At 69.5% G+C, this 26,673-nt stretch carries 28 protein-coding genes; 8 read left to right on the forward strand and 20 right to left on the reverse strand.

Annotation, left to right across the window (positions count from 1 at the left end; all coding sequences use genetic code 11):
- Positions 1-279: 279 nt before the first annotated feature.
- From HQ603_RS07370 to HQ603_RS07380, 3 genes are read right to left on the reverse strand one after another with little or no spacing between them, the layout of a single operon-like run.
- On the reverse strand, positions 280-1,986 hold the full coding sequence (locus HQ603_RS07370) for a glycerol-3-phosphate dehydrogenase/oxidase (protein WP_222683884.1): 1,707 nt from the start codon (positions 1,984-1,986) through the stop codon (positions 280-282).
- On the reverse strand, positions 1,983-3,494 hold the full coding sequence (glpK, locus tag HQ603_RS07375; protein ID WP_222683885.1) for a glycerol kinase GlpK: 1,512 nt from the start codon (positions 3,492-3,494) through the stop codon (positions 1,983-1,985). Before glpK ends, HQ603_RS07370 begins: the two co-directional genes overlap by 4 nt.
- 40 nt (positions 3,495-3,534) lie before the next feature.
- Positions 3,535-4,377, reverse strand: coding sequence for an MIP/aquaporin family protein (locus HQ603_RS07380; protein ID WP_222683886.1), 843 nt, complete (start codon positions 4,375-4,377; stop codon positions 3,535-3,537).
- 121 nt (positions 4,378-4,498) lie between these two features.
- On the opposite strand from HQ603_RS07380, the gene HQ603_RS07385 reads away from it, so the two are divergent.
- Positions 4,499-5,482, forward strand: a complete 984-nt coding sequence (locus HQ603_RS07385; protein ID WP_308126401.1) for a sugar-binding transcriptional regulator — start codon at positions 4,499-4,501, stop codon at positions 5,480-5,482.
- Between the two features lie 16 nt (positions 5,483-5,498).
- Here the strand turns inward: HQ603_RS07385 and HQ603_RS07390 are convergent, their stop codons facing one another.
- The 10 genes from HQ603_RS07390 to HQ603_RS07435 form a co-directional block, all read right to left on the reverse strand.
- Positions 5,499-6,356 (reverse strand): SCO6745 family protein, encoded by an 858-nt coding sequence (locus HQ603_RS07390; protein ID WP_222683887.1) that lies wholly within the window; start codon positions 6,354-6,356, stop codon positions 5,499-5,501.
- Between the two features lie 145 nt (positions 6,357-6,501).
- Positions 6,502-7,266 (reverse strand): ABC transporter permease, encoded by a 765-nt coding sequence (locus HQ603_RS07395; protein ID WP_261773503.1) that lies wholly within the window; start codon positions 7,264-7,266, stop codon positions 6,502-6,504.
- Positions 7,267-7,268: 2 nt separating this feature from the next.
- The gene (locus HQ603_RS07400) at positions 7,269-8,054 is read right to left on the reverse strand and encodes an ABC transporter permease (protein WP_308126402.1); all 786 of its coding nucleotides are present in this window, start codon (positions 8,052-8,054) and stop codon (positions 7,269-7,271) included.
- The gene (locus tag HQ603_RS07405) at positions 8,051-8,953 is read right to left on the reverse strand and encodes an ATP-binding cassette domain-containing protein (RefSeq protein ID WP_222677563.1); all 903 of its coding nucleotides are present in this window, start codon (positions 8,951-8,953) and stop codon (positions 8,051-8,053) included. Before HQ603_RS07405 ends, HQ603_RS07400 begins: the two co-directional genes overlap by 4 nt.
- 84 nt (positions 8,954-9,037) lie before the next feature.
- Positions 9,038-9,688, reverse strand: a complete 651-nt coding sequence (locus HQ603_RS07410; protein WP_222683888.1) for a response regulator transcription factor — start codon at positions 9,686-9,688, stop codon at positions 9,038-9,040.
- Positions 9,685-10,815: a sensor histidine kinase gene (locus tag HQ603_RS07415; RefSeq protein WP_222683889.1), complete on the reverse strand. Its 1,131-nt coding sequence runs from the start codon at positions 10,813-10,815 to the stop codon at positions 9,685-9,687. Before HQ603_RS07415 ends, HQ603_RS07410 begins: the two co-directional genes overlap by 4 nt.
- 15 nt (positions 10,816-10,830) lie before the next feature.
- A complete protein-coding gene (locus HQ603_RS07420) occupies positions 10,831-11,895 on the reverse strand; it encodes a hypothetical protein (protein WP_222683890.1) in 1,065 nt (354 codons plus the stop codon).
- Positions 11,883-13,082: a sensor histidine kinase gene (locus HQ603_RS19095; protein ID WP_222683891.1), complete on the reverse strand. Its 1,200-nt coding sequence runs from the start codon at positions 13,080-13,082 to the stop codon at positions 11,883-11,885. Before HQ603_RS19095 ends, HQ603_RS07420 begins: the two co-directional genes overlap by 13 nt.
- The gene (locus HQ603_RS07430) at positions 13,049-13,696 is read right to left on the reverse strand and encodes a response regulator (protein WP_308126403.1); all 648 of its coding nucleotides are present in this window, start codon (positions 13,694-13,696) and stop codon (positions 13,049-13,051) included. Before HQ603_RS07430 ends, HQ603_RS19095 begins: the two co-directional genes overlap by 34 nt.
- Before the next feature lie 63 nt (positions 13,697-13,759).
- Positions 13,760-14,998: a kynureninase gene (locus tag HQ603_RS07435; RefSeq protein ID WP_371831021.1), complete on the reverse strand. Its 1,239-nt coding sequence runs from the start codon at positions 14,996-14,998 to the stop codon at positions 13,760-13,762.
- Between the two features lie 74 nt (positions 14,999-15,072).
- On the opposite strand from HQ603_RS07435, the gene HQ603_RS07440 reads away from it, so the two are divergent.
- Positions 15,073-16,071, forward strand: a complete 999-nt coding sequence (locus HQ603_RS07440) for an alpha/beta hydrolase (RefSeq protein ID WP_222683892.1) — start codon at positions 15,073-15,075, stop codon at positions 16,069-16,071.
- 2 nt (positions 16,072-16,073) lie between these two features.
- Here the strand turns inward: HQ603_RS07440 and HQ603_RS07445 are convergent, their stop codons facing one another.
- Positions 16,074-17,459 (reverse strand): acyl-CoA dehydrogenase family protein, encoded by a 1,386-nt coding sequence (locus HQ603_RS07445; RefSeq protein ID WP_222683893.1) that lies wholly within the window; start codon positions 17,457-17,459, stop codon positions 16,074-16,076.
- 68 nt (positions 17,460-17,527) lie between these two features.
- Here HQ603_RS07445 and HQ603_RS19215 point away from each other — a divergent pair, with 68 nt between their 5' ends.
- Genes HQ603_RS19215 through HQ603_RS07470 form a run of 6 tightly spaced genes read left to right on the forward strand, consistent with a single transcriptional unit; the run spans position 17,528 to position 20,089 of the window.
- Positions 17,528-18,064, forward strand: a complete 537-nt coding sequence (locus HQ603_RS19215) for a DUF3558 family protein (RefSeq protein WP_371831022.1) — start codon at positions 17,528-17,530, stop codon at positions 18,062-18,064.
- A gap of 4 nt (positions 18,065-18,068) precedes the next feature.
- Positions 18,069-18,398 (forward strand): hypothetical protein, encoded by a 330-nt coding sequence (locus HQ603_RS07450; protein WP_222683894.1) that lies wholly within the window; start codon positions 18,069-18,071, stop codon positions 18,396-18,398.
- Positions 18,399-18,908: a DUF3558 family protein gene (locus HQ603_RS07455; protein ID WP_222683895.1), complete on the forward strand. Its 510-nt coding sequence runs from the start codon at positions 18,399-18,401 to the stop codon at positions 18,906-18,908.
- Between the two features lie 7 nt (positions 18,909-18,915).
- Positions 18,916-19,248, forward strand: a complete 333-nt coding sequence (locus HQ603_RS07460; protein WP_222683896.1) for a hypothetical protein — start codon at positions 18,916-18,918, stop codon at positions 19,246-19,248.
- Complete coding sequence (locus HQ603_RS07465) at positions 19,248-19,751, forward strand: DUF3558 domain-containing protein (RefSeq protein WP_222683897.1); 504 nt, start codon at positions 19,248-19,250, stop codon at positions 19,749-19,751. The genes HQ603_RS07460 and HQ603_RS07465 overlap by 1 nt, the downstream gene beginning before the upstream one ends.
- Positions 19,752-19,765: 14 nt before the next feature.
- Positions 19,766-20,089, forward strand: a complete 324-nt coding sequence (locus HQ603_RS07470) for a hypothetical protein (RefSeq protein WP_222683898.1) — start codon at positions 19,766-19,768, stop codon at positions 20,087-20,089.
- Here HQ603_RS07470 and HQ603_RS07475 read toward each other — a convergent pair whose 3' ends face one another.
- The 6 genes from HQ603_RS07475 to HQ603_RS07500 form a co-directional block, all read right to left on the reverse strand.
- On the reverse strand, positions 20,090-21,334 hold the full coding sequence (locus HQ603_RS07475; protein ID WP_222683899.1) for a DUF4185 domain-containing protein: 1,245 nt from the start codon (positions 21,332-21,334) through the stop codon (positions 20,090-20,092). It abuts the gene before it with no gap.
- A gap of 105 nt (positions 21,335-21,439) precedes the next feature.
- Positions 21,440-21,847, reverse strand: coding sequence for a DUF6992 family protein (locus tag HQ603_RS07480; protein WP_222683900.1), 408 nt, complete (start codon positions 21,845-21,847; stop codon positions 21,440-21,442).
- Positions 21,848-22,005: 158 nt separating this feature from the next.
- Positions 22,006-23,193, reverse strand: a complete 1,188-nt coding sequence (locus tag HQ603_RS07485) for a CaiB/BaiF CoA transferase family protein (protein WP_222683901.1) — start codon at positions 23,191-23,193, stop codon at positions 22,006-22,008.
- Entirely contained in the window at positions 23,190-24,656 is a 1,467-nt protein-coding gene (locus HQ603_RS07490) for a dihydroorotase (protein WP_167323626.1), read from the reverse strand. The genes HQ603_RS07485 and HQ603_RS07490 overlap by 4 nt, the downstream gene beginning before the upstream one ends.
- Positions 24,653-26,038 carry an FAD-dependent oxidoreductase gene (locus HQ603_RS07495; RefSeq protein WP_222683902.1) on the reverse strand — a complete coding sequence of 462 codons (1,386 nt, stop codon included), beginning with the start codon at positions 26,036-26,038 and terminating at the stop codon, positions 24,653-24,655. The genes HQ603_RS07490 and HQ603_RS07495 overlap by 4 nt, the downstream gene beginning before the upstream one ends.
- The gene (locus tag HQ603_RS07500; RefSeq protein WP_222683903.1) at positions 26,035-26,667 is read right to left on the reverse strand and encodes a hydantoin racemase; all 633 of its coding nucleotides are present in this window, start codon (positions 26,665-26,667) and stop codon (positions 26,035-26,037) included. Before HQ603_RS07500 ends, HQ603_RS07495 begins: the two co-directional genes overlap by 4 nt.
- Positions 26,668-26,673: the final 6 nt, after the last annotated feature.

Genomic DNA, 26,673 nt, shown 5'->3' on the forward strand with positions numbered 1-26,673 from the left:
GCGCGACGCCGACCGCATCGCGTGACCAGGGGAGCGTAAGACGGGCGCAAGCGTTTGCGTAAGCGTTTGCGCGAAGATGTCCGATTCGAGTTTCCGTGGACTTTGCTGCGTGGTGGCACACAGGACACCTCGATGGGCGGGATCCCGGCGACCGAAGCGACGTGTGTACGCGGAAGCAGGTCAGGTGGGCCGCGGCACGGGCGGGCCACGGCACCGGCCCCGGAAACAGCAATGCGCCCCGAGCGACGGATCGCTCGGGGCGCACTGGGGGCGTTGAACTCAGGCGACAGGCACCCGCACGTCCGGAGCACCGAGACGCGCCGCGTCCGCGGTCTCGTCGTCCGGCTGCATCTGCGATTCCCGTTCCGCCGCAACGCGCTTGCGGTAGTGCTCGATCTCGTCGGCCACGTGCTGCTCGTCCCACCCGAGGATGGGGGCGACCAGCGCGGCGACCTCGGACGCCGCGGCCTCACCACGGTCGTCGAGCTCGATGGACACGCGAATACGACGGGTGAGGATGTCGTCGAGATGCTGAGCACCCTCATGGCTCGCGGCGTAGACGGCCTCGGCCTTGAGGTACGCCGGCGCCGTCTCGAGGGGCTGCCCCAGCTCGGGCCGCTCGTCGATCAACGCCAGCACCTCGTGGACCAGAGAGCCGTAGCGACCGAGCAGATGCTCCATCCGACCCACCCGGATCCCGGCGCGCTGGGCGGCGAGTTCGCGGGAGTTCCACAGCCCGTAGTACCCCTCGGCACCGAGCAGCGGGATCTTCTCGGTGACGCACTCGGGCACCCGACGCTCCAGACCGTGGACCGCGGAATCGACTGCGTCCTTGGCCATCACGCGGTAGGTGGTGTACTTGCCGCCCGCGATGACCGTGAGGCCTCGGACCGGACTGGACACCGCGTGCTCGCGCGAGAGAGTGCTGGTGGAGTCCGACTCGCCATAGAGCAGCGGACGCAATCCGGCGTAGACGCCGACGACGTCCTCGTGGTCCAGCGGATCCTGCAGGAGCCGGTTGACCTCGGTGAGGATGTAGTCGATGTCGCTCTTGCTCGCCGCGGGGTGGGCGAGGTCGAGCTTCCAGTCGGTGTCGGTGGTGCCGATGATCCAGTGGCTGCCCCACGGAATCACGAACAGCAGCGACTTCGACGTGCGAGTGATGATGCCCGCCGCCGCGTTGATCCGGTTGCGCGGCACGACCAGGTGGACGCCCTTGGACGCACGCACCTGGAATTGCCCACGGCCGCCGAGCATCTCCTGGATCTCGTCGGTCCAGACCCCGGCCGCGTTGATGACGTGCTTGGCCGCGATCTCGAACGACTCCCCCGTCTCGAGGTCCGTGGCGACGACGCCGATCACGCGGTCGCCGTCGCGCAGGAAGCCGGTGACGCGAGTGCTGTTGACACACAACGCCCCGTACGCCGCCGCAGTCCGCGCGATCATCATGGTGTGCCGGGCGTCGTCGACCTGGCCCTCGTAGAACTTGATGGCGCCGCGCAGCGCGGAGCGCTTCCCGGAGGGAAAGGCCTCCAGCGTCTTCTTCTTGCCCAGGTGGCGATGGTGCGACGGCACACCGCGACCCGCGCCCATGACGTCGTACACCCCGATGCCGAGCCCCGCGTACGGGCGGTCGATCACCTTGAGCAGCGGGTAGAGGAACGGCACCGGGCGCGCGAGGTGCGGGCACAGATCGTTGAGGACCAGCGACCGCTCCTTGAGCGCCTCGAACACCAACGAGAAGTTGAACTGCTCGAGGTAGCGCAGGCCGCCGTGGAAGAGCTTGGACGACCGGCTCGAGGTGCCCGCGGCGTAGTCCCGCGCCTCGACGAGACCGACCTTCAATCCGCGGGTGACGGCGTCGAGCGCCGCCCCGGTCCCGACGACACCGCCGCCGATGACCAGGACGTCCATCTCCTCGGAGGCGAGGCGGCGCAACGCCTCACGACGCGCGTCGGGACTCAGTGCTGTGCTGGTGGTTGTCATTCGTCATCGACCCAATCAAGTGTTCGTGTCACGGCTTTCTTCCACCCGGCGTAGAGCTTGGCTCGCTCCGCGTCGTCCATGGACGGTGTCCATGTCTTGTCCTCGGCCCAGTTCTCACGGATCTCGTCCTCACCGGCCCAGAATCCGACGGCCAGTCCGGCGGCGTAGGCGGCGCCGAGGGCGGTGGTCTCCGCGACCACCGGTCGCACCACGTCGACGCCCAGAATGTCCGACTGGAACTGCATCAGAAGCTCGTTCACCACCATACCGCCGTCGACCTTGAGCACCTCGAGGTCGACGCCCGAGTCGGCGTTCATGGCCTCGATGACCTCGCGTGTCTGGTACGCAGTGGCTTCCAACACAGCTCGCGCCAGATGCCCCTTGTTGACGAAGCGGGTGAGCCCGACGATGGCGCCACGCGCGTCGGACCGCCAGTGCGGCGCGAAGAGTCCGGAGAACGCCGGCACGAAGTAGGCGCCGCCGTTGTCGTCGACCGACTTCGCGTCCTTCTCGATGTCGGCGGCCGTGGCGATCATGCCGAGGTTGTCGCGCAGCCACTGCACGAGCGAGCCGGTGACGGCGATCGATCCCTCGAGCGCGTAGACCGTCGGCTGGTCGCCGATCTTGTAGCAGACGGTGGTGAGCAGACCGTTCTTGCTCATCACCTTGTCGGTACCGGTGTTGAGGAGCACGAAATTGCCGGTGCCGTAGGTGTTCTTGGCCTCACCCGGCGACAGGCAGGCCTGGCCGAAGGTGGCGGCCTGCTGGTCGCCGAGGATGCCGGCGATGGGCACGCCGCGCAGGGATCCGCGCTCGCGCACGTTGCCGTACACCTCGGAGGAACTCTTGATCTCGGGCAGCATCGACATCGGGATACCCATGTCGGCGCAGATTCCCTCGTCCCAGGACAGGGTCTCGAGATCCATGAGCAGCGTGCGCGAGGCGTTGGTGGGATCGGTGTAGTGCAGACCGCCGTCGGTGCCGCCGGTCATGTTCCACAGCACCCAGGTGTCCATGGTGCCGAAGCAGAGATCGCCTGCCTCGGCCTTCTCGCGCGCTCCGTCGACGTTGTCGAGGATCCACATGACCTTGGGCCCGGAGAAGTACGTGGCCAACGGGAGTCCGGTCGTCGCCGTGTACTTGGTGGCGTCGCCGCCGCCGAGCTTGGTGACGATGCGATCGGTGCGCGTGTCCTGCCAGACGATGGCGTTGTACACGGGCTCGCCGGTCTTCCGGTCCCACACCAGCGCCGTCTCGCGCTGGTTGGTGATGCCGACCGACGCGATGTCCGTCGGCGTCAGGTCTGCCTTGGCGAGCGCGCCGGCGGTGACGGTGCGGACGTTCTCCCAGATTTCCACGGCGTCGTGCTCGACCCACCCGGCCTGCGGGAAGATCTGCCGGTGTTCCTTCTGGTCGACGGACACGACGGTGCCCGCGTGGTCGAAGATCATGCACCGGGTCGACGTGGTGCCCTGGTCGATCGCGGCGACGTAGCGCTGCTCGGTCATCGGTTCTCCATCTCGGCAGGGGTAACGGGGTGAACGGTGGTCATGCGGTCTTGTCGCTCTCGGGAAGACGTCCGGGCTCGAGTGCGCCCTCGTCGTCGGCGGGCGGGAGGTGCTTGCCGACCAGACGGTCGTAGAGGAACACCCCGATGGGCCCGCCGATCAGCGGTCCCACGATGGGGACCCAGAAGTAGAGGCTGCCGTACTGATCGCGCCATGCCCCACCGTATCCCGTGATGTACGACGCGAGGCGGGGTCCGAGATCGCGGGCCGGGTTGATCGCGTACCCGGCGTTGGTGCCCCACGCGAAGCCGATGGCGACGACGATCAGGCCGATCACGAACGGGGCGATGTTCGCCATCGGCGGGCTGTTGCGCTTGTCGGTGACGGCGACGATGAGGAACAGCAGGATCGCCGTGCCGATGATCTGGTCGATCAGCGCGGACTGCAGGCTCACCGGCAGGGTTCCGTTGCCGGGCAAGGTGGAGAAGATCGTCTGCGTGGCCGACGTGTGCTCGGGATCGATCGCGGTGATCATGTCGTTGTAGTTCCACCGCACGATCAGCGCGGCGACGAACGCGCCGAGCATCTGCGCGGCGACGTACGGTCCGACCTTGGCCCACGAGAAGTCGCGGAACAGGGCGAACGACACCGTCACCGCGGGATTGAGGTGGGCACCCGTCGCGCGTCCGGCGACGTAGATGCCGAACATGACGCCGAGGCCCCAGGCCCAGGCGATGGAGTCGTGGTCACCGAGGCTGCCCGCCTCGCCGCCCGAGACCACCTGGGCCACGACGCCCACGCCGAACAGAATGAGAATCATCGTTCCGGCGAACTCGGCCGCCATCTCCGCACCCAGGCCCCACTTGGCCCGCTTTTCCGTCATCGTCGTCCCTCCGCATTTGTGATGCGCGCCATAGAAGCGCTCGGTGAGGTCAGACTAGATCCAGGTGCACGTCGGCACACAACGTCTGCACATATGTGCAAATCGGACTACGGTGGGCGCCGTGGCCATCGAACTCGCCCCGTCGCCCACCACCGATCCGCGCACGTCCGACGCCGTGCGGGCCGCGCGGCTCTACTACTTCCAGGATCTGACGATGGCGGCCATCGGCCGCGAGCTGGGCGTCTCCCGCTCGACGGTCTCGCGCCTCATCACCTTCGCCCGCGAATCCGGGCTGGTGGAGATCAAGATCAGCACGGCCCTCGGCCAGGGGCCGAGCCTCGAGCGGGCGTTCGCCGACCGCTACGGCGTGCGGGCCCACGTGGTGCCCGTGCCCGAGTCGGTGAGCGACGTCGACCGCCTCGACCGCGTCGCGATGTTCGCGGGGCGCCTGCTCACGACGTTCGTCACCTCGGACATGGTGGTCGGGGTCGCGTGGGGAACGACGGTCAGCGCGGTGAGCCGACACGTCGCACCCAAGCGCACCCACAACTCGCACGTGGTCCAGTTGAACGGCGCGGCGAACACCCGCACCACCGGCGTCTCCTACGCGACGGACATCGTCCGGACCATCGGCGACGCGTACGGCGCTGTGCCGCAGGGCTTTCCGGTGCCCGCACTGTTCGACTACCCCGAGACACGGCGGCTGCTGTGGCGGGAGCGCTCGATCAAGCGCGTCCTCGATCTGCGAGATCGCATGCAGCTGGCGCTGTTCGGCATCGGCGTGCACGGAGGTGCAGTGCCCAGCCACGTCTACAGCGCCGGGTATCTCGAGAAGTCGGATCTCGCGGAACTCGACCGGGACGGCGTGGTGGGCGACATCGCCACCGTCTTCTTCCGGTCCGACGGCAGTTACGACCGCATCGCGCTCAACGACCGGGCGAGCGGGCCGACGCTCGACGCTTTGAAAGGCGTTCCCCGACGGCTCTGCGTCGTCGCCGGCGAGGACAAACTGCGCGCCCTGCACGCCGCCCTCGCCGGCGGTCTGATCACGGACCTCGTGATCGACGACCTCAGCGCCGCAACCCTTCTCGCCCGCTCGACCTGACCCGACCCCGTCGCGGTCAGGCCTTCTTCGTCGTCCCCGGCAGGAACCCCGCCGCGATCACGGCCTTGACGTAGGGACGCGCGGAGGTCAGCAGGCCCTCGGCGTCCGGGACGTCGCGCCAGATCGACGACGCCAGGCGATCGGTGCGTTCCTCGATGCGGCGGTCGAGCTCGACTCCGTTGTCGGAGAGGGCTTCCGCGTCCGGCTGCAGGAGCCCGCGGGTGCGCAGTCCGTCGATCGCCGCGCCCCACTGCTCGTCGGACCACCCCCGCGTGATCTGCGTGATGCGGCGCCCGAGCGTCCGGCGCCCCGCCGGATCCGGGTGCTCCGCCTCGTGGAAGACCACGGCCTCGGTCGGATCCAGCTCCGCGTCGACCAGGGCGGCCAGGTGACCGTCGCCCCGCCACTCCCGCAGGACCGCGATCGCGTGCCACAGCGCGAGGTGCGGGGCATCCGGGTGACTCGACGCGTGCCAGGCGGCGGAGAGTGGCCGGCCGGCGAAGTCGGCCCGGTCCCCGATCTCGTGCAACCGGCGAGCGAGATCCGCGAGCTGCGGATCTCCGGCCCGCTCCCCCAGCGCGTCCGCCAGCACGGTGTCCAGCGCGGCCCACCGGCGGTCCGACACTCGCTCCAACCCGACCTCCACCGCCGCCGGCCACGCCGTCGCGACCAGAGCGGGCGAGAAGTTGTAGAACGTCGACGCCACGACGGCCGGCGCGCACGGACCCAGCGGCGCACCGCGGGCGCCCACGTAGAACGCGTGTCCGTCGAGCCCGGTGTCGGCATAGGCGTTCGGAAGATCGGGATTGAAGTAGGCGGCCACGTGATACGGCTCGAGCGTCGAGTAGGCCAGGCGGGCGAGGGTGGACGTCATACGTCCGACGGTAGTGGTCACGGCATCACGCCGTGGCGGCATCACGGCATCACGCCGTGGCGGCATCACCGCGTCACGCCGTGGCGGCATCACCGCGTCACGCCGTGGCGGCATCACCGCGTCACGCCGTGGCGGCATCACCGCGTCACGCCGTGACGACGTCTCGCCGATCGAGAACACGGACGGCGATCGCCGTGACCACACCACCGAGCACCACCGTCGCTGCGAGGACCGCGGCGACGGAACCGGCGGTGAGCGCGCCGGAATCGCCGAACGCGCCCGACGCGAGCTGGCTGGCCCGCGTCGCGAGCGCGTAGGGCAGGACGGCGATGGCCGCGTGCACCTTCGCCGTCATCAGCACCACGGCGAGGCCCGCGCCGACCAGCGCGACCCCGATGGGCGCCGCGAACGAGCGCATGACCATCGACAGCAGGGACTGCAGCGCGGCCAGGGGGACCACCGCCGCGGCCGTCACCGCCGCCACCGCGAGGTACCGCGGAGGAAGGGCGCCGTCCAGACCGAAGAACGCCGCGCCGAGCACCCACACGGCAGCGAGTTGCACGGCCAGCATGGCGATTCCGAGCCCCGCAACAACGGCAGTCTTGGCCACCACGATGCGCGCCGAGGACACCGGACCGGACATCAACGCGGTCCAGTTGCCGCCGCGATGCTCCGGCCGCCAGACGAGCGACGCCAGCACGGCGACCCCCGGGGCCAGCGGGAACAGACCGAAGAACACGGCGGTACCCAGCCACAGCGTGTCCCATCCCTCGGCCAGTCCGGTGCCGGACGCCGCAGTGTCGGACAGAACAGTGTTGACGACCCCCAGCGCGGACATGACGAGAGGAAGGACCACCACGACGGCCCACACCTGAGAACGCTTCAGCTTGAGCACTTCTGCGGACAGCATGCTCAGACCTCCTGTCGATCGAGTCGCCGGGTCGCCACGACGACGCCGGCGGTGGCCAGCAATGCCGACGCGACGACGCTGACGTAGGACGGCTGCAGGGTCACCACCGATTCGCCCGCGTAGTCGGCGGCGGCGATCAGCGACCAGTACCCCCACGGCGTCAGATGTGCTGCCCACCCCGGCAATCCGGACGAGCAGATCGCGACCACCGTGCCGACGATGCCCACACCCAGCGGGATCAGCTGATTGTCGACGCGGGCCGAGATCAGCACCTGCACGGCCAGGACCACCAGGGAGACCACGATCGCGGCCACGGTGTAGCCGAGCCACAGAGACACCGGGAAGGGGCCCGTGGCCCCCAGTGCCCGGGTCAGGAGCGCCACGACGACGGACGCGCCGCCGGTGCCGACGGCGACCGCCGCGGCGAGCACCCCCAGCTTGGCGCGGCAGAGCCGGCCCGGTGCGACTCCCGTGGTGCGGCCCAGCAGCCATCCTCCGCCCTGGTGCTCGATGTCGACGGCACGGCTGGCGAGGATCGCCAGGATCACCGGGGACGCGACGGGAACGGCCAACGACAGCCCCGCCAAGGGCAGAGCAGCCGTGAGGTCACCGTCGGTGGACGCTCCCGCGAGCGTGCCGACGAGGGTGAGCCCCACGATGCCGACGGCGAGCAGCGCGGTCACGAGGCCGATCCGGAGATGCCGGCACTTCGCGATCTCGTTGCGCAGCAACGTCGCCGGGCCCGGTTCGAGGCGGACGGAGCTTACGGTGCGTGTCTCGGTGGTCACGGTCGACCTCCGCTCGTCAGGGACATGAAGACGTCCTCGAGGGACTGCTCGTCGCGCCGGACACCGAACACGCCCGCGCCGGCGCCGACGAGGTCCTCCACCACCCGCGCCGTCGTGCGATCGTCGATGCCCGACACCCGCACGGTGTGACCGTCCACCCGAGCCGGAAGATCCTTCCGCAGAACGGGTCCGACGCGGGAGGGATCGACCGTGTCGATGAGGACGTCGGGGGTGACGGCGCTGGTGAGGTCGGTCCGCGAGCCCTGGAAGATCATTCGGCCGCCGCTGAGGATGCCGAGGACGTCGGCGGTCTTGTCGATCTCGCCCAGCAGGTGACTCGAGACCATCACGGTGACGCCGGTCGACGCCAGGTGGCGGAGCAGTCCGCGGATCTCCTCGATGCCGGCGGGATCGAGACCGTTGGTGGGCTCGTCGAGAATCAGCAGTCGGGGTTCGCGGGCCAGTGCCATGGCGATACCGAGGCGCTGCTTCATTCCCAGGGAGTAGTGCCGCACCTTCTTGTCCATCTGGTCCTGCAGGCGAACGGTGCGCACGGCGCGCTCGACCTGATCGTTCCGCAGGCCAAGACTGCGCTGCACGATCCGAAGGTTCTCCGCCCCGGTGAGATGGCCGTAGCCGGGCGGCGCCTCGATGAGCGACCCCACGCCCGCGAGCAGGTCGCGACGGGTCTCCCGCGTCATGGGGCGACCGAACAGCTCGATGCGGCCACTGGTCGGGGCGATCAGGGACAGCAGCATCTTCATGGTCGTCGACTTGCCCGAGCCGTTGGGTCCGAGGAAGCCGTAGACGCAGCCCTCGGGAATCCGCAGGTGCAGGTCGTCGACCACGGTCGTGGAGCCGTACCGTTTGCCGAGTGCCTGTGTGCTGACGATGTCCATGCCGCCACTCTGCTCGGCGGCGGCGCCGAAATCGTCAGCCCGAGGATGGAACTTCGGGGGTATACCTGAGTAGGAGGTCGGACCTCAGGACCGATCCATCAGACCGTTCTCGTACGCCGCGATGACCGCCTGCGTGCGGTCGCGGAGGCCGAGTTTCGCCAGGATGCGGCCGACGTGCGCCTTGACCGTCACCTCCGAGACCTCCAGGGCCGCGCCGATCTCGGCGTTGGACAAACCCGACGCGATCGCCCGGAGAACCTCGAGCTCGCGGGGGGTGAGGTCGGCCAGTTCTCCGCCGGTCGCGGGCGGGGGTACGCCGCGGGTGAAGTGGCCCACCAACCGCCGCGTGGTCGACGGAGCGACCACCGCGTCACCGTCCCGCACGTGTCCCAGGGCGGCGACCAACTCGTCGACCGGGCCGTCCTTGAGAAGGAAGCCGCTGGCTCCGTTGCGCAGGGCGTCGAACGCGTACTCGTCGAGATCGAAGGTGGTCAGGATCAACACCTTCGGCGCGCCCGGGTGCCGACACAGTTCACGGGTGGCCGCCACCCCGTCCATCACCGGCATCCGCACGTCCATCACGACGACGTCGGGACTCGTCTCCCGCACCACCTCGAGCGCCGCGCGCCCGTCCGCGGCCTCGCCGACCACCTCGACGCCGCGGGCCTCGAGCACCATGCGCAGGCCCGTGCGCACCAGGTCCTGATCGTCGACCAGCACCACCCGAATGCTCATGTGGACACCGGGATCCACGCGTGGACGACGAACCCGTGGTCGGCCGGTTCGGCGGTCAGCCTGCCGCCCACCGCCCCGACGCGCTCACGCATTCCGATCACCCCCAGTCCACCGGTGGCGGTGTCACCGCCCCGCCCGTCGTCGGTCACGGACACGGCGACTCCGTCGTCGGTCCACCGCATGCACACCTCGACCGTCTCGACGGGCCCGGCGTGCTTCCGGACGTTGGTCAGTGCTTCCTGGACCACACGGTAGATCACGAGTTCCGTTCCCGCCGTGGGACTGCGCGGCGTCCCTTCCACGCGCAACGTGACGGGAACCCCGACCGTCCGCGACAGGTCCAGCAGGTCCCCCAGGCCGGCAAGGGTCGGCTGCGGATCCGACGCCTCGTCCTCCGACCGGAGAACCGACAGCATGGACCGCATCTCCGTCATCGCGTGGCGGCCGGTGTCGCGCACCGACAGCATCGCGCTGCGGGCGCGGTCCGGGTCGGTGTCCGCCATCGACGCCGCCCCCTCGGACAGCAGAACGATGGCGCTCAGACCGTGGGAGACGACGTCGTGCAACTCGCGGGCGATCCGCGCCCGCTCGTCGAGAACGGCAATGCGCGTGCCGGTTTCGCGCTCACGCTCGGCCTGCAGCGCGCGCTCCTCCAGGCTCTCGACGTACAGGCGGCGGGTCCGCGTCAGGGTGCCGAGCAACCAGGCGACGAGCACCGCCGCGACGAACACCCCGATGTCGCCCGGCGAGAGGCCGTCGGCGTCGCGGGCGGGCACCGTGACCGCGAGGGTCCATCCCGCGGCGACGGCGGCCGCGGGGACCGAGACGGTCCACGGGCGCGCCGTGGCCACCGCGAACAGCGTCAGCGCCACCATGACGTCGGCGACCAACAGTCCCAGCCCGACCAGCGGCTGCACGAAGGCGGCCGTCATCACGAGGCCGAAGGCGAGGACGGGCCGGCGCCGGGAGATCAGGTACGGAACGCAGAGCCCGACCGGAACGAGCAGCGCCGCAGGGGAAGCCGTGCCCTGGATCGGCAGGTTGTAGGCGAAGACGATCACGGCGACGGCGACGTCCAGCCTGCGCCGCACCGCCGCAGACATCCGGGAGGGAGTCGGTAGCGCCATCGTGGTCACCGTAACTCAGGTCGAGGGCCGCTGCGCCTCGTCGCTGCGGACCGCCCGGGGCATGTCCACCCGGTGCGGGCCGTCCGCCCCGTCGACGAGAATGGATGCGGCGGAACTGCGATCGGGCGGGAGGAGCCGGACCGTGACCGCGTCCACCGCGGGATTCTCCAGCGCGGCGACGACGGCGTCGACGATCGCGTCGTCGACCGTCTCGGTGTTCTCGTGTCCACGGTCGTCGAGCAGCAGGACGTCCACCCCGCGGCTGCGTGCGGCGCGCACGGCGCTGCTGACGTCGACCAGCCCCCGCGCCCGGAAGGAGTCGCGGAGCTGGCTCTCCAGGAGTCGGCAGGCGAGCCGCTCGTCGTCGGCCAGCGGCTCCCCCGAGGCGATGCGGGTGAGCAGCGGGCGCGCCAACTCGTCGAGCCGGGTCAGCTGGACGTCCCGCTCGTGCAGCGACGCGGCGGCGGCCGCTTCCTCCGCGGCCCGGACGGTGGTCTGCGCGCGGAGTTCGAAGATGTCCGCGACGGGTGTCCGGATCGCCAGGGCGAAGAAGGACCCCATGAGAACCAGTGCGATACTGGGCAACACGAGCGGACCGGCGATCGTCCACCCCTGGCCGGTGTCGGTGGCCCACGCGAGGGTGACCACGACGACCACGGCGTACTCGGCCCACCCCCACCACGGCCGACCGCGAACGCACAGGAACGTCACGACGCCGGCGCAGACCCCGATGGGCCAGGTCTGCAGGGGGTTGTCGAGGGGAACGGGAAGCGACCACAGCACGAGCGCACACGACGCCGGCCCCGCGAGACCGATGGCGAGGGTCGCGGGGAGCGGGAGCGGGTCGCCGTGCACCCGTACGAGGGCGACGACGCAGGCCGCGTGCACCGCGAGGGCCAGCACCGGTGCACCGATCGGCTCGACGCCGCCGAGCGCGCCGAGTGCCGCGACGGCGACTCCGATCAGGTGGAGGGCCACCACGATCGCCGCGGCGCGTGTGCGCATGCCGAGCAGCGTGGTCACGTCCGCGTCGCGACCGTCGAGCCGATCGGGGGCGAGCGACCGGATCACCGACGCCACCACAGATCCACCCGCGTGCCCTCGCCCGGCGCGGACCGCACCTCGACCGATCCGCCGGGCAGTCGTGACATGCGGTCGACGATGCTCACCCGCACCCCGAGCCGGTGGGCAGGAACGCCGTCGGTGTCGAACCCGACGCCGTCGTCGCGCACCACGACGTGCACCTCGTCCGTCGCCACCGTCACCTCCACCTCGCGGCGCGCGCTCCCCGCGTGACGCACGCTGTTGCGCAGCGCTTCCGCGAGCGCGGCGCCGACGGTCCTGATCGCCTCGGCCGGATACGAATCGGCCGCGGTGTCGGGAGCGTGCACCGCCATCGGGATCGACCCGTCGACCGCTGCGGCCGCGGCGCGCAGATGCGCGAGGACGTCGTCACGATCGAAGTCGTCCGTCGAGCCGGCGTCGTCACGCAGCGCGTCGAGTTCGGCGAGGGTCGACGCCGCCTGGCGCACGACGCCGTCGCCGGCGTCCGCACGCGACGCCGCGAGCAGGGTGGACATCACGCCGTCGTGAATCAGTCCGTCGAATCGCCGACGTTCGACGGACCGCGCGTCCAGCGCCGCCGATCTCGCGGCCTGCGCGTAGGACGACGCGCGGGTCCGGTCGAGCAGGCGTCCGGTGCGGGCCGCCATGACCGCCGCGCCGACGAAGATGATGCCGAAACCGAAGCCGTACACCACATCCGGGATCAGCGGGCTGCGGTCGACGGGTTCGCGCACGGTGTAGTTGGCGGTCTGCGCTCCCACGGTGACCACCGCGAGGTAGAGGAAGACGCGCGCGGGCGTCGTCGTGATCGCGGCCCCCAGGGCGGCGAGGGCGGGGAAGTACGAGAACCACACCGATTCGGACTCGCGGAACGGTGTGCCCGTCCACCCGAGCGGCCACGTCGCCAACCCGATCAGGTAGCCCACCACGCACGCGGCGGCCAGCACCGTGATCGCCCTGATCGGCCCGACGAACGCCACCACCGCCAGGGCGAGCCCGGGACCGAAGAACACGACCAGCGCCACGGGCGTCCACCACGGCCGGGTGATGGTGGTCGTCTGGACGATCACCGGAATCGACACCAGCAGGTAGAAGACGTACCCCGCGCCGATGAATCGGCCGAACATGCGCATGATCCGGTCGGCGGCGCTGGTGTCCGCCCCCGCGGTCACGTCCTGCGTCGACGTGGGAAGGGCAGCCACCCGTCCTCCAACGCTCTCTTGTACAGATCGGACTTGGTTCGGGTGGGGCGGCCGGCGGCGGCGTACTTGGTGCGGATGCGGTCCAGATAGTCGTTGACCGTGTCGACGGAGATCTTCATCTGCGAGGCGACTCGCGAGGCGGTCTCCCCCGATGCGTACAGCTCGAGGACCCGGCGACTCTGCGGACTGAGATCGACCAGGTCGATGTCGGGGTCACCGTCGATGGCGGCGGCCCAGTCCGTCGTCGCGACGAGTTCCCCGCGCGCCGCGCTCACGATGGCGGCGACGATGTCCTCGGACTCCAGCGACTTGCAGATCACGCCGACCACGCCGGCGCGGGCCGCCTCCCGCACCGCGTGCGGATCCTCCCCGGAGGTCAGCACCAGCACCGGAACGCCGTGCCGACGGACGGCCTCGACGTTGGCGGTCGGTGACGACCCGTCGCGAAGACGGAGGTCGAGCACCACCAGATCCAACGACGGCGCGTCGCGGAACAACGTCGCGACCGTGGGGGCGTGCACCACCGACTCGACCTCGTCGCATCGGATCAGACGAGCCTGGACACCGTCGATGAAGAATTGATGGTCGTCGACCATGCCGATACGTGCTGCCACCCCACCCCCCGGACACCGATAGCGTCAGAATAACCCGACCGCGTCCATTTCGTAGTGGTCGGTTCACTTTCCATTCTCGCGCCGGTACCGGACCACCTCGTCGCGTGTCGCCTCCATTCCCGTCACGAGTTCGAGGAACGACGTACTCAATGGGCTCGGGCCGAGACGAAGGCCTCGGGGCGCGCGGAAATCGGGCACCACACCGCGCGACCACAATCGTGGAGTGATGTCTCGGAAGCCGGGGTGGTCGAGGGTGACGTGACCACCGCGTCGGGAGGGGTCCTCGGGAGAGGCGATCTCGACACCCAGCGGTCGCAACTCGTCACGCGCGTACTCGAGTGCGAGGGCGGTGAGGGCGACGGACTTCCGGCGGACGGCCTCCATCCCGACCTCGTCGATCATCTGCAGGGTGTCCTGCATCGCGATCATCGCCAGGATCGGCGGCGTGCCGCTCAGCACCCGGCGCACGCCGTCCGCGGGAACGTACCCCTGCTCCATCGCGAACGAGTCGGCCCGACCGGCCCAGCCGTGGATCGGGTGGTCGAACCCGTCGTGGTGCTCGCGGCGCACGTAGGCGAACGCCGGCGAGCCGGGCCCGCCGTTCAGGTACTTGTAGGTGCAGCCGGTGGCGAGGTCGACTCCCCACTCGTCGAGGTGGAGCGGCACCGACCCCACCGAGTGCGAGAGGTCGAGCAGCAGGAGTGCACCTCGGGCGTGCGCCGTCTCCGCCGCCGCGGCGGCGTCGAGGAGGAAGCCGGAGCGGTAGGCGACGTGGCTGAGCACGACGACGGCGGTCCGGTCGGTCACGGCGGCGGCGAGGTGCTCGGTCTCGACGCCCCCGCGCGGGTCGGAGTCGATCCAGCGCACGGTGAGCCCGCGATCCTGCGCGATGGACTCGACGACGTACCGGTCCGTGGGGAAGTTGTCGCGATCGACGACGATCTCGGTGCGCCCCGGGCGGAGGGCCAGAGCCCCTCGGATCAGCTTGTACAGCAGGACGGTGGTCGAGTCGGCGACGACGGTCTGTCCCGCGGCCGCACCGAGCACGACGCGACCGACGGTGTCGCCCTGCGTGATCGGCAGGTCCCACCACTGCTCGTCCCACCCGCGGATGAGCCGCCCGCCCCACGCGTCGGCCAGGAAGCGGGTGACGCGGTCGATGCTCGCCGCGGTGGGTCGGCCCAGCGAGTTGCCGTCGAGGTACGAGACGACGGGGTCGGTCGAATCGGTGTGGAAGCGGTCGCGATAGGGACGCAGGGGGTCGGTCGCGTCGGCCTCGGTCGCTCGGGTCACGTGGTCCACGCGGGCTCCCTCGATGCGGTGGTCTTCGGTGATGTCACCCGGTCACGTCGAGCGTAGGACGTAGCGTGAGGTCCATGGCCGACACCCGAATCGACGTTCTCCTGCATCCCGACGCCGTCCTCGACGTCCGCACGGCGACGGACCTCGCGCAGCGGGCGCTCGACGCCCGCGGCGTGGCCGGGGACGTCGTGGTGACCGACGACGTGTCGGTGGCGGTGGGCGACGCGGTGGTACTCGCGTCGCCGGGTGGCGCGGTCGATCTCGGAGGCGACGGGCGGTGCGTCGTGCGGGTGGACCTCGGGCTCACCGAGGCGGACCGGTCGCCGAACCTGTTCGCGCACATCCGCCGTCGCGGGTTGGACGGGCTGCGGTATGCCGTCGACCGCGTCTACCACCACCGACTGCATCCGGCCGAGGTGGTGCGCTACGGCGAGCACTGGGAGCAGCGGGTGGACGTCCGCCGGTGCGGACGGGCGGGAGCCCCGGCCGCGGCCCTGGTGCACGGCGGGTACTGGCGCGAGGCCTACGAGCTGGACTCCCTCGACGCGATCGCGATCGACCTGCTCTCGCACGGGTTCGACACCTGGAACATCGAGTACCGCCGACCCGCGGTGCACGGGTGGGCGACGACGACCGCCGACGTCGAGGCGGCGATGGGTGTGATCGACGCGGACACGGTGGTGGCCCTGGGGCATTCGGCCGGTGGTCAGCTGGCCTTGCGCTGGGCCGCCGACCACTCCCCGGCTGTGGTGGTGAGCCTGGCCGGGGTTCTCGACCTCGACGTCGCCCGTACCCGGTTGCTCGGGAACGGCGCGGCCGACGTCATCGACGAGGCCGACGGGGCGGCCTCGCCACGCGCGCGTCTGCCCCTCGGGGTGCCCACCGTCGTCGCGTGCGCGACGGAGGACGATCCGAACCTGAACGACATCGGACGCGATTACGTCGACGCCGCCCGGACGGCCGGGGACGAGGTCGACCACGTCGAGGGGCCCGGTGGGCACTTCGCGGTGGTCGACCCCGATGCCGAGGTGTGGGCGGACGTGGTCCGAGCAGTGCAGGATCGGCTGCGGTAGAACTACTTTCGACTGGGCGGCTGCAGCAGCTTCATGGCGCCGCGCAGCACGGGCTCGGGCACCTTGTCCTTCGCCTCCATGGCCCTGTTGAGGACCTTGGTGCGCGTTTCGGTGCCGCGGCCGAACGCCTTGTTGATCGGCCCGCCGTCGGGATCCATGTCGACGTGCAGCGGAGCGCCGCCGTCCTGCTGCGCGATCGCGTTGCTGATGACGACGCGCTGGATCTCGCTGGTGCCCTCGAAGATGGTGTACAGCTTGGCGTCTCGGTACCACTTCTCCACCGGATGGTCGGTGATGTATCCCCACCCACCCATGGTCTGAATGGCGCGCTCGGTGGCGGCCACGGCCACCTCCGTCGCGGCCAGCTTGGACATCGAGCCCTCGCCGCGCTCGAAGTGGATCTTGTTGGCCGCCATCCAACTTGCCCGCCACGTCAGCAAGCGCGCGGCGTCGATACGCATCGCGAGATCCGCGAGCGGGAACGCGATGCCCTGATTGTCGATGATGGGTGAACCGAACGCCTCGCGCTCGTTGGCGTAGTGCGTCGCGTACTCGAGGGAGGCGCGGGCGATGCCCAGTGCCTGCGCGGCGACCATCGGCCGCGTCTGCTCGAGCGCACCCAGCGTGGCGGACCGGCCGCGGATGCCCGTCTTCTCCGCTTCCCGTGCCTTGGCCAACTTGTGCTCGAGCTTGTCCGCGCCGCCCAGCAGGTTGGCCTTGGGGATCCGAACACCGTCGAACTTCAGCTCCGCCGTGTGCGACGCCCGGCAGCCGAGCTTGTCCAGCTTCCGGACGAGCTCGAGGCCCTTGGTGCCGCCGGGAACGATGAACAGTGCCTGCCCCTTGTGACCGAGTTCCGGGTCGACGTTGGCGTTGACCACGTGGACATCGGCGATGCCACCGTTGCCGATCCACATCTTGTGGCCGTCGATGACCCAGTCGTCGCCGTCCTGCCGGGCCGTCGTGCGCAGGTTCCGCACGTCGCTCCCGCCCTCCGGTTCGGAGATGGCGAGGGCGGCCAGCTTGATGTCGTCGGGCGTACCGAAGCATTGCGGCGCCCATTCGAGCATCTGCTCGGGCGTCGCGGCCTGGCCGATCGCCGACAGCGCGAGGGCCGGCATGACCACCGCGAGGCCGATGCCGGCGCAGCCCCAGAAGAGCTCCTCCATGAACACCGGCAACGACAGTCCCGTCGGATCACCGATGAGGTCGCGGTAGAACAGCGGCGAGTAGAACCCCGCGCGCGCGGCCTCCTGCAGGACAGGCCACGGGAACTCCTGCTGCTGGTCGTAGTGCTGCGCGACGGGCCGGACGACGTTCTTCGCGAAGTCGTGTGTGCGCGCCGCCAGATCGTGCTGGGCCTGGGTGAGCGTCAGATCGAAAGCCACGGTGTCCCCCCATGAGACGTCGGTTTGCTCGGGTGGTACCCCCTGTCACCGTCTGTTACACACATCACATGGGGTCTGGGGGGAACCGCCCGAGGGCCGGGGGCGTCCAACGAGTCGTGAGAACGGTCGGGGTGGGGTTGGCGTGCGCGGTCGTCGCCGGGTGCGGTGGGGGTGTCGTGGGGACGCCGGTGGCGGAGTTGTGGGATCCGTGCAGCCTTTCGGCGGAGGCGTTGACGAGAGTCGGTGTGCAACCCAGGGCCGCAGAGCCGCAGCAAGTGCAGAACGGATCCAACACCTGGCGATTTTGCTCGTACACCCGCGACTGGGCGGTCCTTACCGTCATAGCAACAACGACACCATTCGAATCGGTCTCCGAAGATCCCAGAGCACTCGACATCCGATCGGTGGACCTGAACGGAGAACCAGGCATTCAATTCGTTTTGCCAGAACCGTCACCGCTGCCTTCGTGTTACGTGAGCGCAGCACTTCCGGTGGGCTCCGTCCAGTTTCGAGTCGCAGAATCGGGAATTTCGCCGCCCACAGCGGGGGTCTGCGATACGGCCGTCGAAGTCGCACGCGGCCTCTACCCAGAGACCGAGAGGTGAGTACGTGACCGAGGTGCGCTTAACCCCCGCGGCGGCCGAGGCGTGTGAACGGGCATGCCTCGCTTTTGCCGCTTCTGCGACACAGATCAGGAGCGACGTACTGGTCACTGGATCCATTGGAGGCTTCGGCACCCTCCCCTCCGGCATCGCGCTGAAACAGAAGTACACGGAGCTCACCTCGGGCGGGTCGGGCTCGCTCACCTCGACGCTGCAGGGCCACATCGACGTCGCCACCAAGCTGGCCGACACGTTCCGCCGCATGGGTGACCAGTACGTCGAGACGGACGAAGCGGTTGCGGCAGCGCTGCACCTGTCGGACACAGGCGGTCGGTGAATGGCGGTCACGCACCTACGGACGGCCGGCGTCGTTGGCGTCGCCGCGTTAATCGTCGCCGCGTGCGGTGGGGGCGTCACGGGAACGCCGGTCGCGGAGTTGTGGGATCCGTGCAGTCTTCCTACAGATGTGTTGCTCGATGCGGGCGCGGACCCGGAGCCTCTCAACGCCACCACACAACGGCAAGGCGAAAACGAATGGAAGTTCTGCACCTTCAAGTTGGAGCGGGCGATGCTGACGGTCTTCGCGACCACGACTCCCTTCGATGACGTAGCCGCCGACGCGCGCGCGACCGAACGGCAACCCACCTCGATCGCAGGCGAGCCGGCAATCCAGTTCTTGCTTCCGGAGATCTACCGAACGCCATCATGCTTCGTTTCCGCTGGTCGCCCATACGGAACGGTTCAATACGTCGTTTCGGAGAACCTCATGGACAAAACGCCGGTCAGCGAAGTCTGTGCCAGAACTCGTGAAATCGCCGGGGCGTTCCTCGGCTACTCCAGATGGTGAGGCAGTCGTGTCGAATCAGCTGAACGTGTCGCCCGAGGCCGCAAACCGTTGCGCTGCGACTTGCGACGCGTTCAGCGAGGAGCTGAATGCAATCCGCGCCTACGTAGCGGGGCGCGGAAATGTATCCGGCTTCGGCACCCTCCCCTCCGGCGTCGCGCTGAACGCGAAGTACACGGAGCTCACGTCGGGCGGACCCGGCTCGCTCACGGCGATGTTGCAGGGCCACATCGAGATTGCCACCAAGCTGGCCGACACCTTTCGCCGAATGGGCGAGCAGTACGTCGAGACGGACGAAGCTGTTGCGGCCACGCTGCACCCGTCGTACGCGGGCGGTCGATAGTGGCAACCACGCGCTCACGGGCGGCCGGCGCGATCGGCGTCGCCGCGGTTCTCCTCGCCGCGTGCGGTGGGGGCGTCGAGGGAACGCCGGTCGCAGAGTTGTGGGATCCGTGCAGCATCCGCGCCGAGGCACTCGCCGAAGCCGGTCTCGACCCGAACGGATCGATACCGGGCGAACGGATCGAAGGCAGCCGCCGGGTGGCAGCATTCTGTACTTATGTCGACAGGCGGTTCGACTTCACGGCGTACAGCTTCGCTCAGCCCGTCGAAGTGAGAGTACCCAGTTCGGTTCTGGGCGATCGCGTGGTCGTTGCCGATCATGCCGCGGTTCGCTACCGCGCCACTTCGCCGGCCGGCCTACCGACGTGCGCAATCGCGTTGGAGGCCTGGAGCGGCTCGGCGGAATTCGAGGTTCGTGCCGGTCCGGGGCGGGAGCCGATCGACGATCTTTGCGCCCCCCTGGATCAAATTGTTCGCCTTCTCCTCCCGACTGTGCCGTTCTGAAAGAGAAGCACCTCATGAATGAGATAAGACTGTCGCCCGGTGCCGCAGAGCACTGCGCTCGAGCATGCGCAAAGTTTGCGCACAGCGTTCGACAGGCTCATGCCGAAGTCGACTCGCGAGGGGAAATCTCCGGCTTCGGCACACTCCCCTCCGGCATCGCGCTGAACCAGAAGTACACGGAGCTCACCTCGGGCGGGTCGGGTTCGCTCACCTCGACGCTGCAGGGCCACATCGACGTCGTCACGAAGCTGGCCGACACGTTCCGCCGCATGGGCGAGCAGTATGCGGCGACCGACGAGGCCGTCGCCGCATCGCTGCGATCGACGGAACCTCGCTGATCAGCGCAGGGCGTCGAGGTTGGTGCGCAACAACATGACGTTGTAGTCCGACCAGCGGGACGCCGTGAAGTACAGGTCGCGACCCAACGAGCTCGGGTGGATGTACGGCGCGTACACCCCGCCGATGGTCTCGCCCCGGCCGAGCAACGTGCGCGGTGCGCTCCACGGCCCCTGCGGTTCCGTGGCGGTACGGGCCACGATGGAGCCCTGCGTCTCGTCGCCGTAGAGCATCACGTACTTCTGCAGATACTCGTTCCACGCGACGCTCATCTCCGACACGGGCTCCTGGACCACCTTGATCGAGTCCTCGACCCGTGGCGACCAGGGCGCCTCCGGCTTCCCCGTCGAGTACTCGTACTTGGTGAGGTCCAGGATGTCCGCCGGACGGACGCGCGCCAGAAATGCCGCGCCGAAACGGCCGTTCGGAGTCCCGAACTGGTAGAGCCAGCCGTCGTTCCCCCTCGCGTAGGCATTCATCTGGAATCGGCCGTTGGCCTCGTTGACCTGTGCGACACCGGGGATGGTGACCCCCTTGTTCACTCTGATGGTCAGCGGGTCGGTGGTCCACGTCTGACCGTTGTCCCGCGAGGTGGCGATGGCCGAGAAATTGGTGACCCACCGGCCGGGTGCGCCCCACGACTGCACCGACATGTAGTTCAGGTACTGCACCCCGTCGATGGCGATGGCCGCCGTCGGAATGGTGGTTGCCTCGATCTCGGGCAGACCGAGCGTCGGGACGATCTGGCGCGCGAACCGCGGCGCGTCGGGCGTCACGACGGAACCCGACGCGGTGTTGCCCGGCACGGCATCGGGAATGGAAATCCCGTCGCCGAGTGCGGTGTCACCGGATCGCAGCAGGACGTTGTTGCGCCATTGCCCGCCGCCCACGGAGCAGTTACCGAACGTGTCGCCGAAGGCGTAGAGCACCTGGCCGGCGCCGTTGTCCCAGGCGATGCCGAGATCGGTTCCGGAGATGCCGAAGCGGTCGTAGGTGCTGTTCGCGCTGGCTGGCCCTGTCACCCAGTCGACGGATTGCGTGTTGGACGACCGGATGGGCGCCAACGGGCCCTGCGGACCACGGGGATTGGTGCCCCCGCCGCCCGAGCTGCCGAACATCGAGGATCCCGGTCCCATGCGGCCACCGCACGGCTCGGCCGACGCGACGGACGTCGTCGCCGCGCTCAAACCGCTGACGGCGAGAGCCAGGATCGCCCCGTGAACGGCTGATCGACCGATAGCGCGCATGCCCAGAACCCACCCGTCGTGGTGTTACTCATGTGAATGTTGTGACGAGTGTTACTGAGGAGGCAGCGGTACGCAACCGCAGCGTGGAGCGAATCTTGAACTACATCAGTGTGATTCGAGCTGCCGAGCATGCATCGCGTCGAGCAGCAGCAGGGCCGCACCTTGCACGACGACGGCCGCACCGTGGCCCCAGGACCGATCGCGGGTGAGCCGACCGCCGAACGACGGCCGGTGGTACATGAGGTGGGCACCGCCCGCGACGTAGCCGACGTCGAGGGCGGTGTTGATCCAGAGAGTGCGGCGCAGCGACGGGCTGGTCACCGGCTTGGAGCGGGTGGCCCCGATGCCGGCGATGGCCAGATCGATCGCGCCCCACCCGGCACTCTGCAGGCCGAACGCGCGAACGCGTTCCGAGCTCGACACGGCGAGTGCGAGTCCGCCGACCACACTGCCCCCTCCCCACCAGGCGAGACGGCGTCCGAGGGTGTCAGCGATGGTCTGGGCAGAGGTCATGTGACCAGTGTGCCGGGTGGATGCTCCAGGGCGGTCCGACGGCAACGGTGCGCAGCGCACCTCGGTCCGCGCACGTTGCAACCTGCGCGGACCGGCGTGCGCTGCGCACCGCACACCCGGGCCACCGGGGGCGGGGCCACCGCGGCCGGGGGCGGGGGTCAGACCGCCCCGACCTCCCGGAGCCGAGCGATCTCCTCGGCGGAGTAGCCGGACTCGGCGAGAATCTCGTCCGTGTCCGCCCCGTGCGCGCGTCCGGTGTGCCGGATGCTGCCGGGGCTCTCCCCCATGCGCCACATGACGTTCTGCATGCGCACGGGTCCCAGGTCCTCGTCCTCGACGGTGGTGACCATCTCGATGGCGGTGACCTGAGGATCGTCGAGCAGTTCCGACGGTTTGTAGACCGGGGCGACCGCGGCGCCCGCGTCCTCGAACGCCGCGATCACCTCGTCCCGAGTGCGCTCCCCGATCCACCCGCCGACGTAGTCGTCGAGCAGGTCGGCGTGCGCGGCCCGTTGGCGGCCGGTGGCGAACCACGGCTCGTCGAGCACCTCGGGGTGCCCGACGAGGCGCAGCACGCGCTCGGCGATGGAGTTCGCACTGGTGGAGATGGCCAACCAGTGACCGTCCTTGGTGCGGTAGAGATTGCGGGGTGCGTTGTTGCTGGACCGGTTGCCGGTGCGCTCCTGATCGATGCCGAGCTGGTCGGCGTAGATCACGCCCGGCCCGACCGCGGTCATGATGGGGCTGAGCAGGTCGAGGTCGATCTCCTGACCGCGACCGGTCTTGTGCCGGTGCACCAGCGCCATCGACACCGCGGACGATCCGGCGATGCCCGCGAGGGAATCGGCCAGACCGAAGGCGGGCAGGGTGGGCGGACCGTCGGCTTCACCGGTGAGGTGGGCGAACCCGCTCATCGACTCCACCAGGGTGCCGAACGCGGGCCGCGTCGAGTACGGCCCGGTCTGGCCGAAACCGGTGACCCGCAACAGAATCAGGCCGGGGTTGAGGGCCGACAGCACGTCGTACCCCAGCCCCCACCGCTCGAACGTGCCCGGCCGGAAGTTCTCGACCACCACGTCGACGTCGGCGACGAGCCGCTTGAACACCTCGGCGCCGTCCGGGTTGCCGAGGTTCAGGGTCAGCCCACGCTTGTTGCGGCTGACCATGGTCCACCACAGCGGGTGCCCGTCCTTGTCCAGGCCGTGGCCGCGCATTCCGTCCGGCTTGGTGGGGTGCTCGATCTTGACGACGTCGGCACCGAAGTCCCCGAGGATCTGCGCGACCAGCGGCCCGGCCAGGATGGTCGAGACGTCGAGGACGCGGATCCCCTCGAGCGGACCCGTCACTTGTAGGGCCGGTGCAGGTAGCGGCCGGCCGGTGCGCCGGAGACGGCGCCGTCGGCCAGGACCCGCTGTCCGCGGACGAAGGTGTCGGTCACCTTGGCGCCGAGCTCGAAGCCCTCGAACGGCGTGTACTCCTGGGTGGACTCGGAATCCTCCGGACGCACGGTCCAGGTGTGGTCGGGATCGACGAGCGCGAGGTCGGCGTCCATGCCCACGGCGATCGAGCCCTTGCCCGGAAGTCCGTACCGCTCCGCCGGATTGAGCGAGGTGAGCTCGGCGATACGACGCCAGCTCAGACCGCGCTTGCGACCCTCGCTGACCAGACCGGGCAGCAGGTACTCGGCGCCGCCGAAGCCGGACTTGGCCGCGAAGATGTCGCCACGGTCCTCCGCGAACTTCTTCTCGTCCTTGCAGCAGGCGTGATCACTGACGACCCAGTCCACGTCGCCGGCGATGAGGTGCTCCCACAGGGCCTCGACGTCCTCGCGCGGACGCAGCGGCGGGTTGACCTTGCCGCCGAGACCGTAGGCCGTGTCGATGTCCGCGAGCAGGTGCCCGATGGTGACCTCGCGCCGGAAGTTCACGTGCGGGAACGCTTTCGCCATCCGCATCGCGGCGGTGAGCGCCTTACGCGAGGACAGGTGGAGCAGGTTGATGTTCGGCAGCTGCGTCTCGTCGGCGAGGAACGACGCGATGGTGACGGCGAGGCCCTCCGAGTGCGGCGGGCGCGACGCGCTGTAGGCGGCGAGGCCGGTGAGCGTGCCCTCCTCCTCCACCATCTTGGTGTAGGCGCTCATGATCTCGGCGGTCTCGCAGTGCAGCGAGAGGGAGATGTGGTCCGCCATCTCCGGAAGCTGTTCGCGGGCAGCCTGAATGCCGCGCATGACGAACTCGAAGTGCGCCAGGTCGTACCGCTCGCCCTCGGGGGTCATGAGGAACTCGCTCTGGTCGGTGGACCGACCGTGCAGACCGTGGCTGCCGTAGAACATGAAGATCTTGAACGACGTCACACCGTGATCGGTGATGAGCGAGGGGATCTCGCCGATGTGCTCCTTCGACATCGGTGCGAGGTGGTACGCGTAGTCGACGTACGGACGGCCCTCGGTGGCCTCGAGCACCGTGGGGAAGACGTCCGCGTAGGACCCACCGGTGTTCATGTAGTACTGGCCGGTGCGCATGTAGGACAGCGAGGTGGTGACACCGCCCTGCACGCAGGCCCGCGACTCGGTCTCCGCGTCCTCGCCCAGCGGGTTGTAGATGCCCCAGTGCTGGTGTGCGTCGACCACTCCGGGGAAGGCGACCTTGCCCGCAGCATCGATGACGGTGTCGGCCCCCGACGGATCGATACCGGCAGCGATCTGCGTGAACTTGCCGTCCTCGATCAACAGATCGAGGAACTCGCCCTCCTCGGGGTGGTCCGCACCGGGACGAACGACGCGGGCGTTGGTGATGAGCAGTGTCGTCATGACGAGGTCCTTTGCATATCGAGAGAATCGGCCGCAGCGTCCGCGGCCAGGAAGGACAATCCGAGGGCGGGCAACAAGCCGTTGCCCGCGAGGTAACCCGAGGCGCCGTGACCGGAGATGCCCATGGCGGCACCGCCGGCGGCGAAGAGACCGTCGATGGGCGAACCGTCGGTGCGCAGAACGCGCGCCCGGCCGTCGACCACCAGACCACCCTGGGTGTGGAAGAGCGCCGGCACGATGGCGACGGCCGCGTACGGTCCGGTCATCTCGTGCTCGAACGACGTGCGCCCGAACGGATCCGAGCTCTCCCCGCGAGCGTAGCGGCCGACCGCGGCCAACTCGTCGACGACCGCGTCGACCGGCAGCCCGGTGGCGGCAGCGAGGCCGACGGCGTCGTCGGCCCAGACCGCGGCGCCCGACTCGACGGTCTGCCGGAAGTCCGTGAACGCCAGGCACCGATCGTGGATCTCCCGGTCGATGATCAGCCAGCCCTCCGACCCCGGCCGGGCCGCGAGGTGCGCGGCGTACTCCGAGTAGCCGGTGGTCTCGTCACCGAACCGGTGACCCGTGGTGTCGAGTACGACGCCGCCGTGCATCACCGTCGCCCAGCCGACCAGCGTCGCCGCCTTCTTCGACAGGGCCGCGTGTCCCTGATAGGCGTCGAGGAACCTGGCCTCGGCACCGAGGCGCGTGCCGATGGCGAGCCCGTCACCCGTCGAGTACTCGCTGCCGTGATAGAACGCCGACGCGATCTCGGGGGCGTGCTCGGCGACGGCCGACCGGTCCGCCCCGTACCCGTTGGTGGCCAACAGGACTGCCGGCGTCGGGATCTCGTCGGTGGTGCCGTCGGGCAGCGTCACGACGACGGCACTCACGCGCCCGTCCTCGGTCCGCACGTCCGTCACCCGCGCGGGGGCGTAGACGTCGATGTTCGGGTGCTCGGCGACGGCGCGCGTCAGGTGATCGAGCAGCACGCTGCCGTGCCGGCCCTCGACGGTGTGGCAGCGCAGCGCCGAATGACCGGGGTACGCGAAATCGGTGACCAGCGACAGCGGGATGTCGAGGTGATCGGCCATCCACTCCACGAGAGGCGCACTGACGTCGGCGAGTGCCGTCGCCAGCCCGACGTCGGCGGTGCCCTTGGTCTTGCGCACGACGTCGTCGACGAACCGCGACGGGGAGTCCTCGACGCCCGCCGCACGCTGCCAGCGCGACCCCGCGCCGGGGATCATCGCCGTCGACATCGCGGTGTTGTTGCCGCGCTTGGCATGTTCGCTCGCCTCGACCACCACGACGTCGAGACCCCGCTCCGCCGCGCGGAGCGCCCCGACGAGGCCACCGCCCGCACCGGCGACCACCAGGTCCGGGCCGTGCTCGCTCACGCCGCGACCTCGAGGTCGGCCCGCAGGGCCAGCAGGCGCAGCGCGGTGGCCGTGGGATCGACCACGACGGGATCGGTGCGCCGCTCGGCGAGGTCCACCGCCGAGCAGGCGTTGATGGCGACGGAGGACGTCAGGGACGGCGCGTAGCGAGCGACGGCCGCGGTCCAGGCGTGCGAGTCCGCGATGTCGTCGAAGGACAGGTTCATGACCGTCGTCGGCTCGGCGGCGATGCCGTAGCCGGCCAGGCGGCGATCGAGTTCCGCGGCGATGGCGTCGTTGCGCGCCAACGCCCCGACGCGGTGTCCCTGCGAGGCGTAGAACGACGCCGTCAGCCGCGTCAGCCCGTACAGCGGACGCGCGAAGTCCCCGGCCTGCTCGGCGCAGGGATCGAGAACACAGTCCGGCAGGAAGCCGTCGTACCCGGCGGGGTCGGCCGCCGCGAAGGCGGCCGCGACGGCGTCCTCCGACGCCCGGACATCGCCCTCGGTGTCGAGGGCACGCGGGGCGTCGGGACCGAGGTCGTGCAGATCGACGACGAGCCCGGTGGGACTCAGGGCGTCGTACCGCGCCTGCCGACGGGCCAGTTCGGCGTCGTCGACGTGGACGGGGGTGAAAGCGAGCAAACGCACGAGGGG

The sequence above is a fragment of the Rhodococcoides corynebacterioides genome (genome assembly GCF_019834675.1).
GTDB classification, from domain to species: Bacteria; Actinomycetota; Actinomycetes; order Mycobacteriales; family Mycobacteriaceae; genus Rhodococcoides; species Rhodococcoides corynebacterioides_A.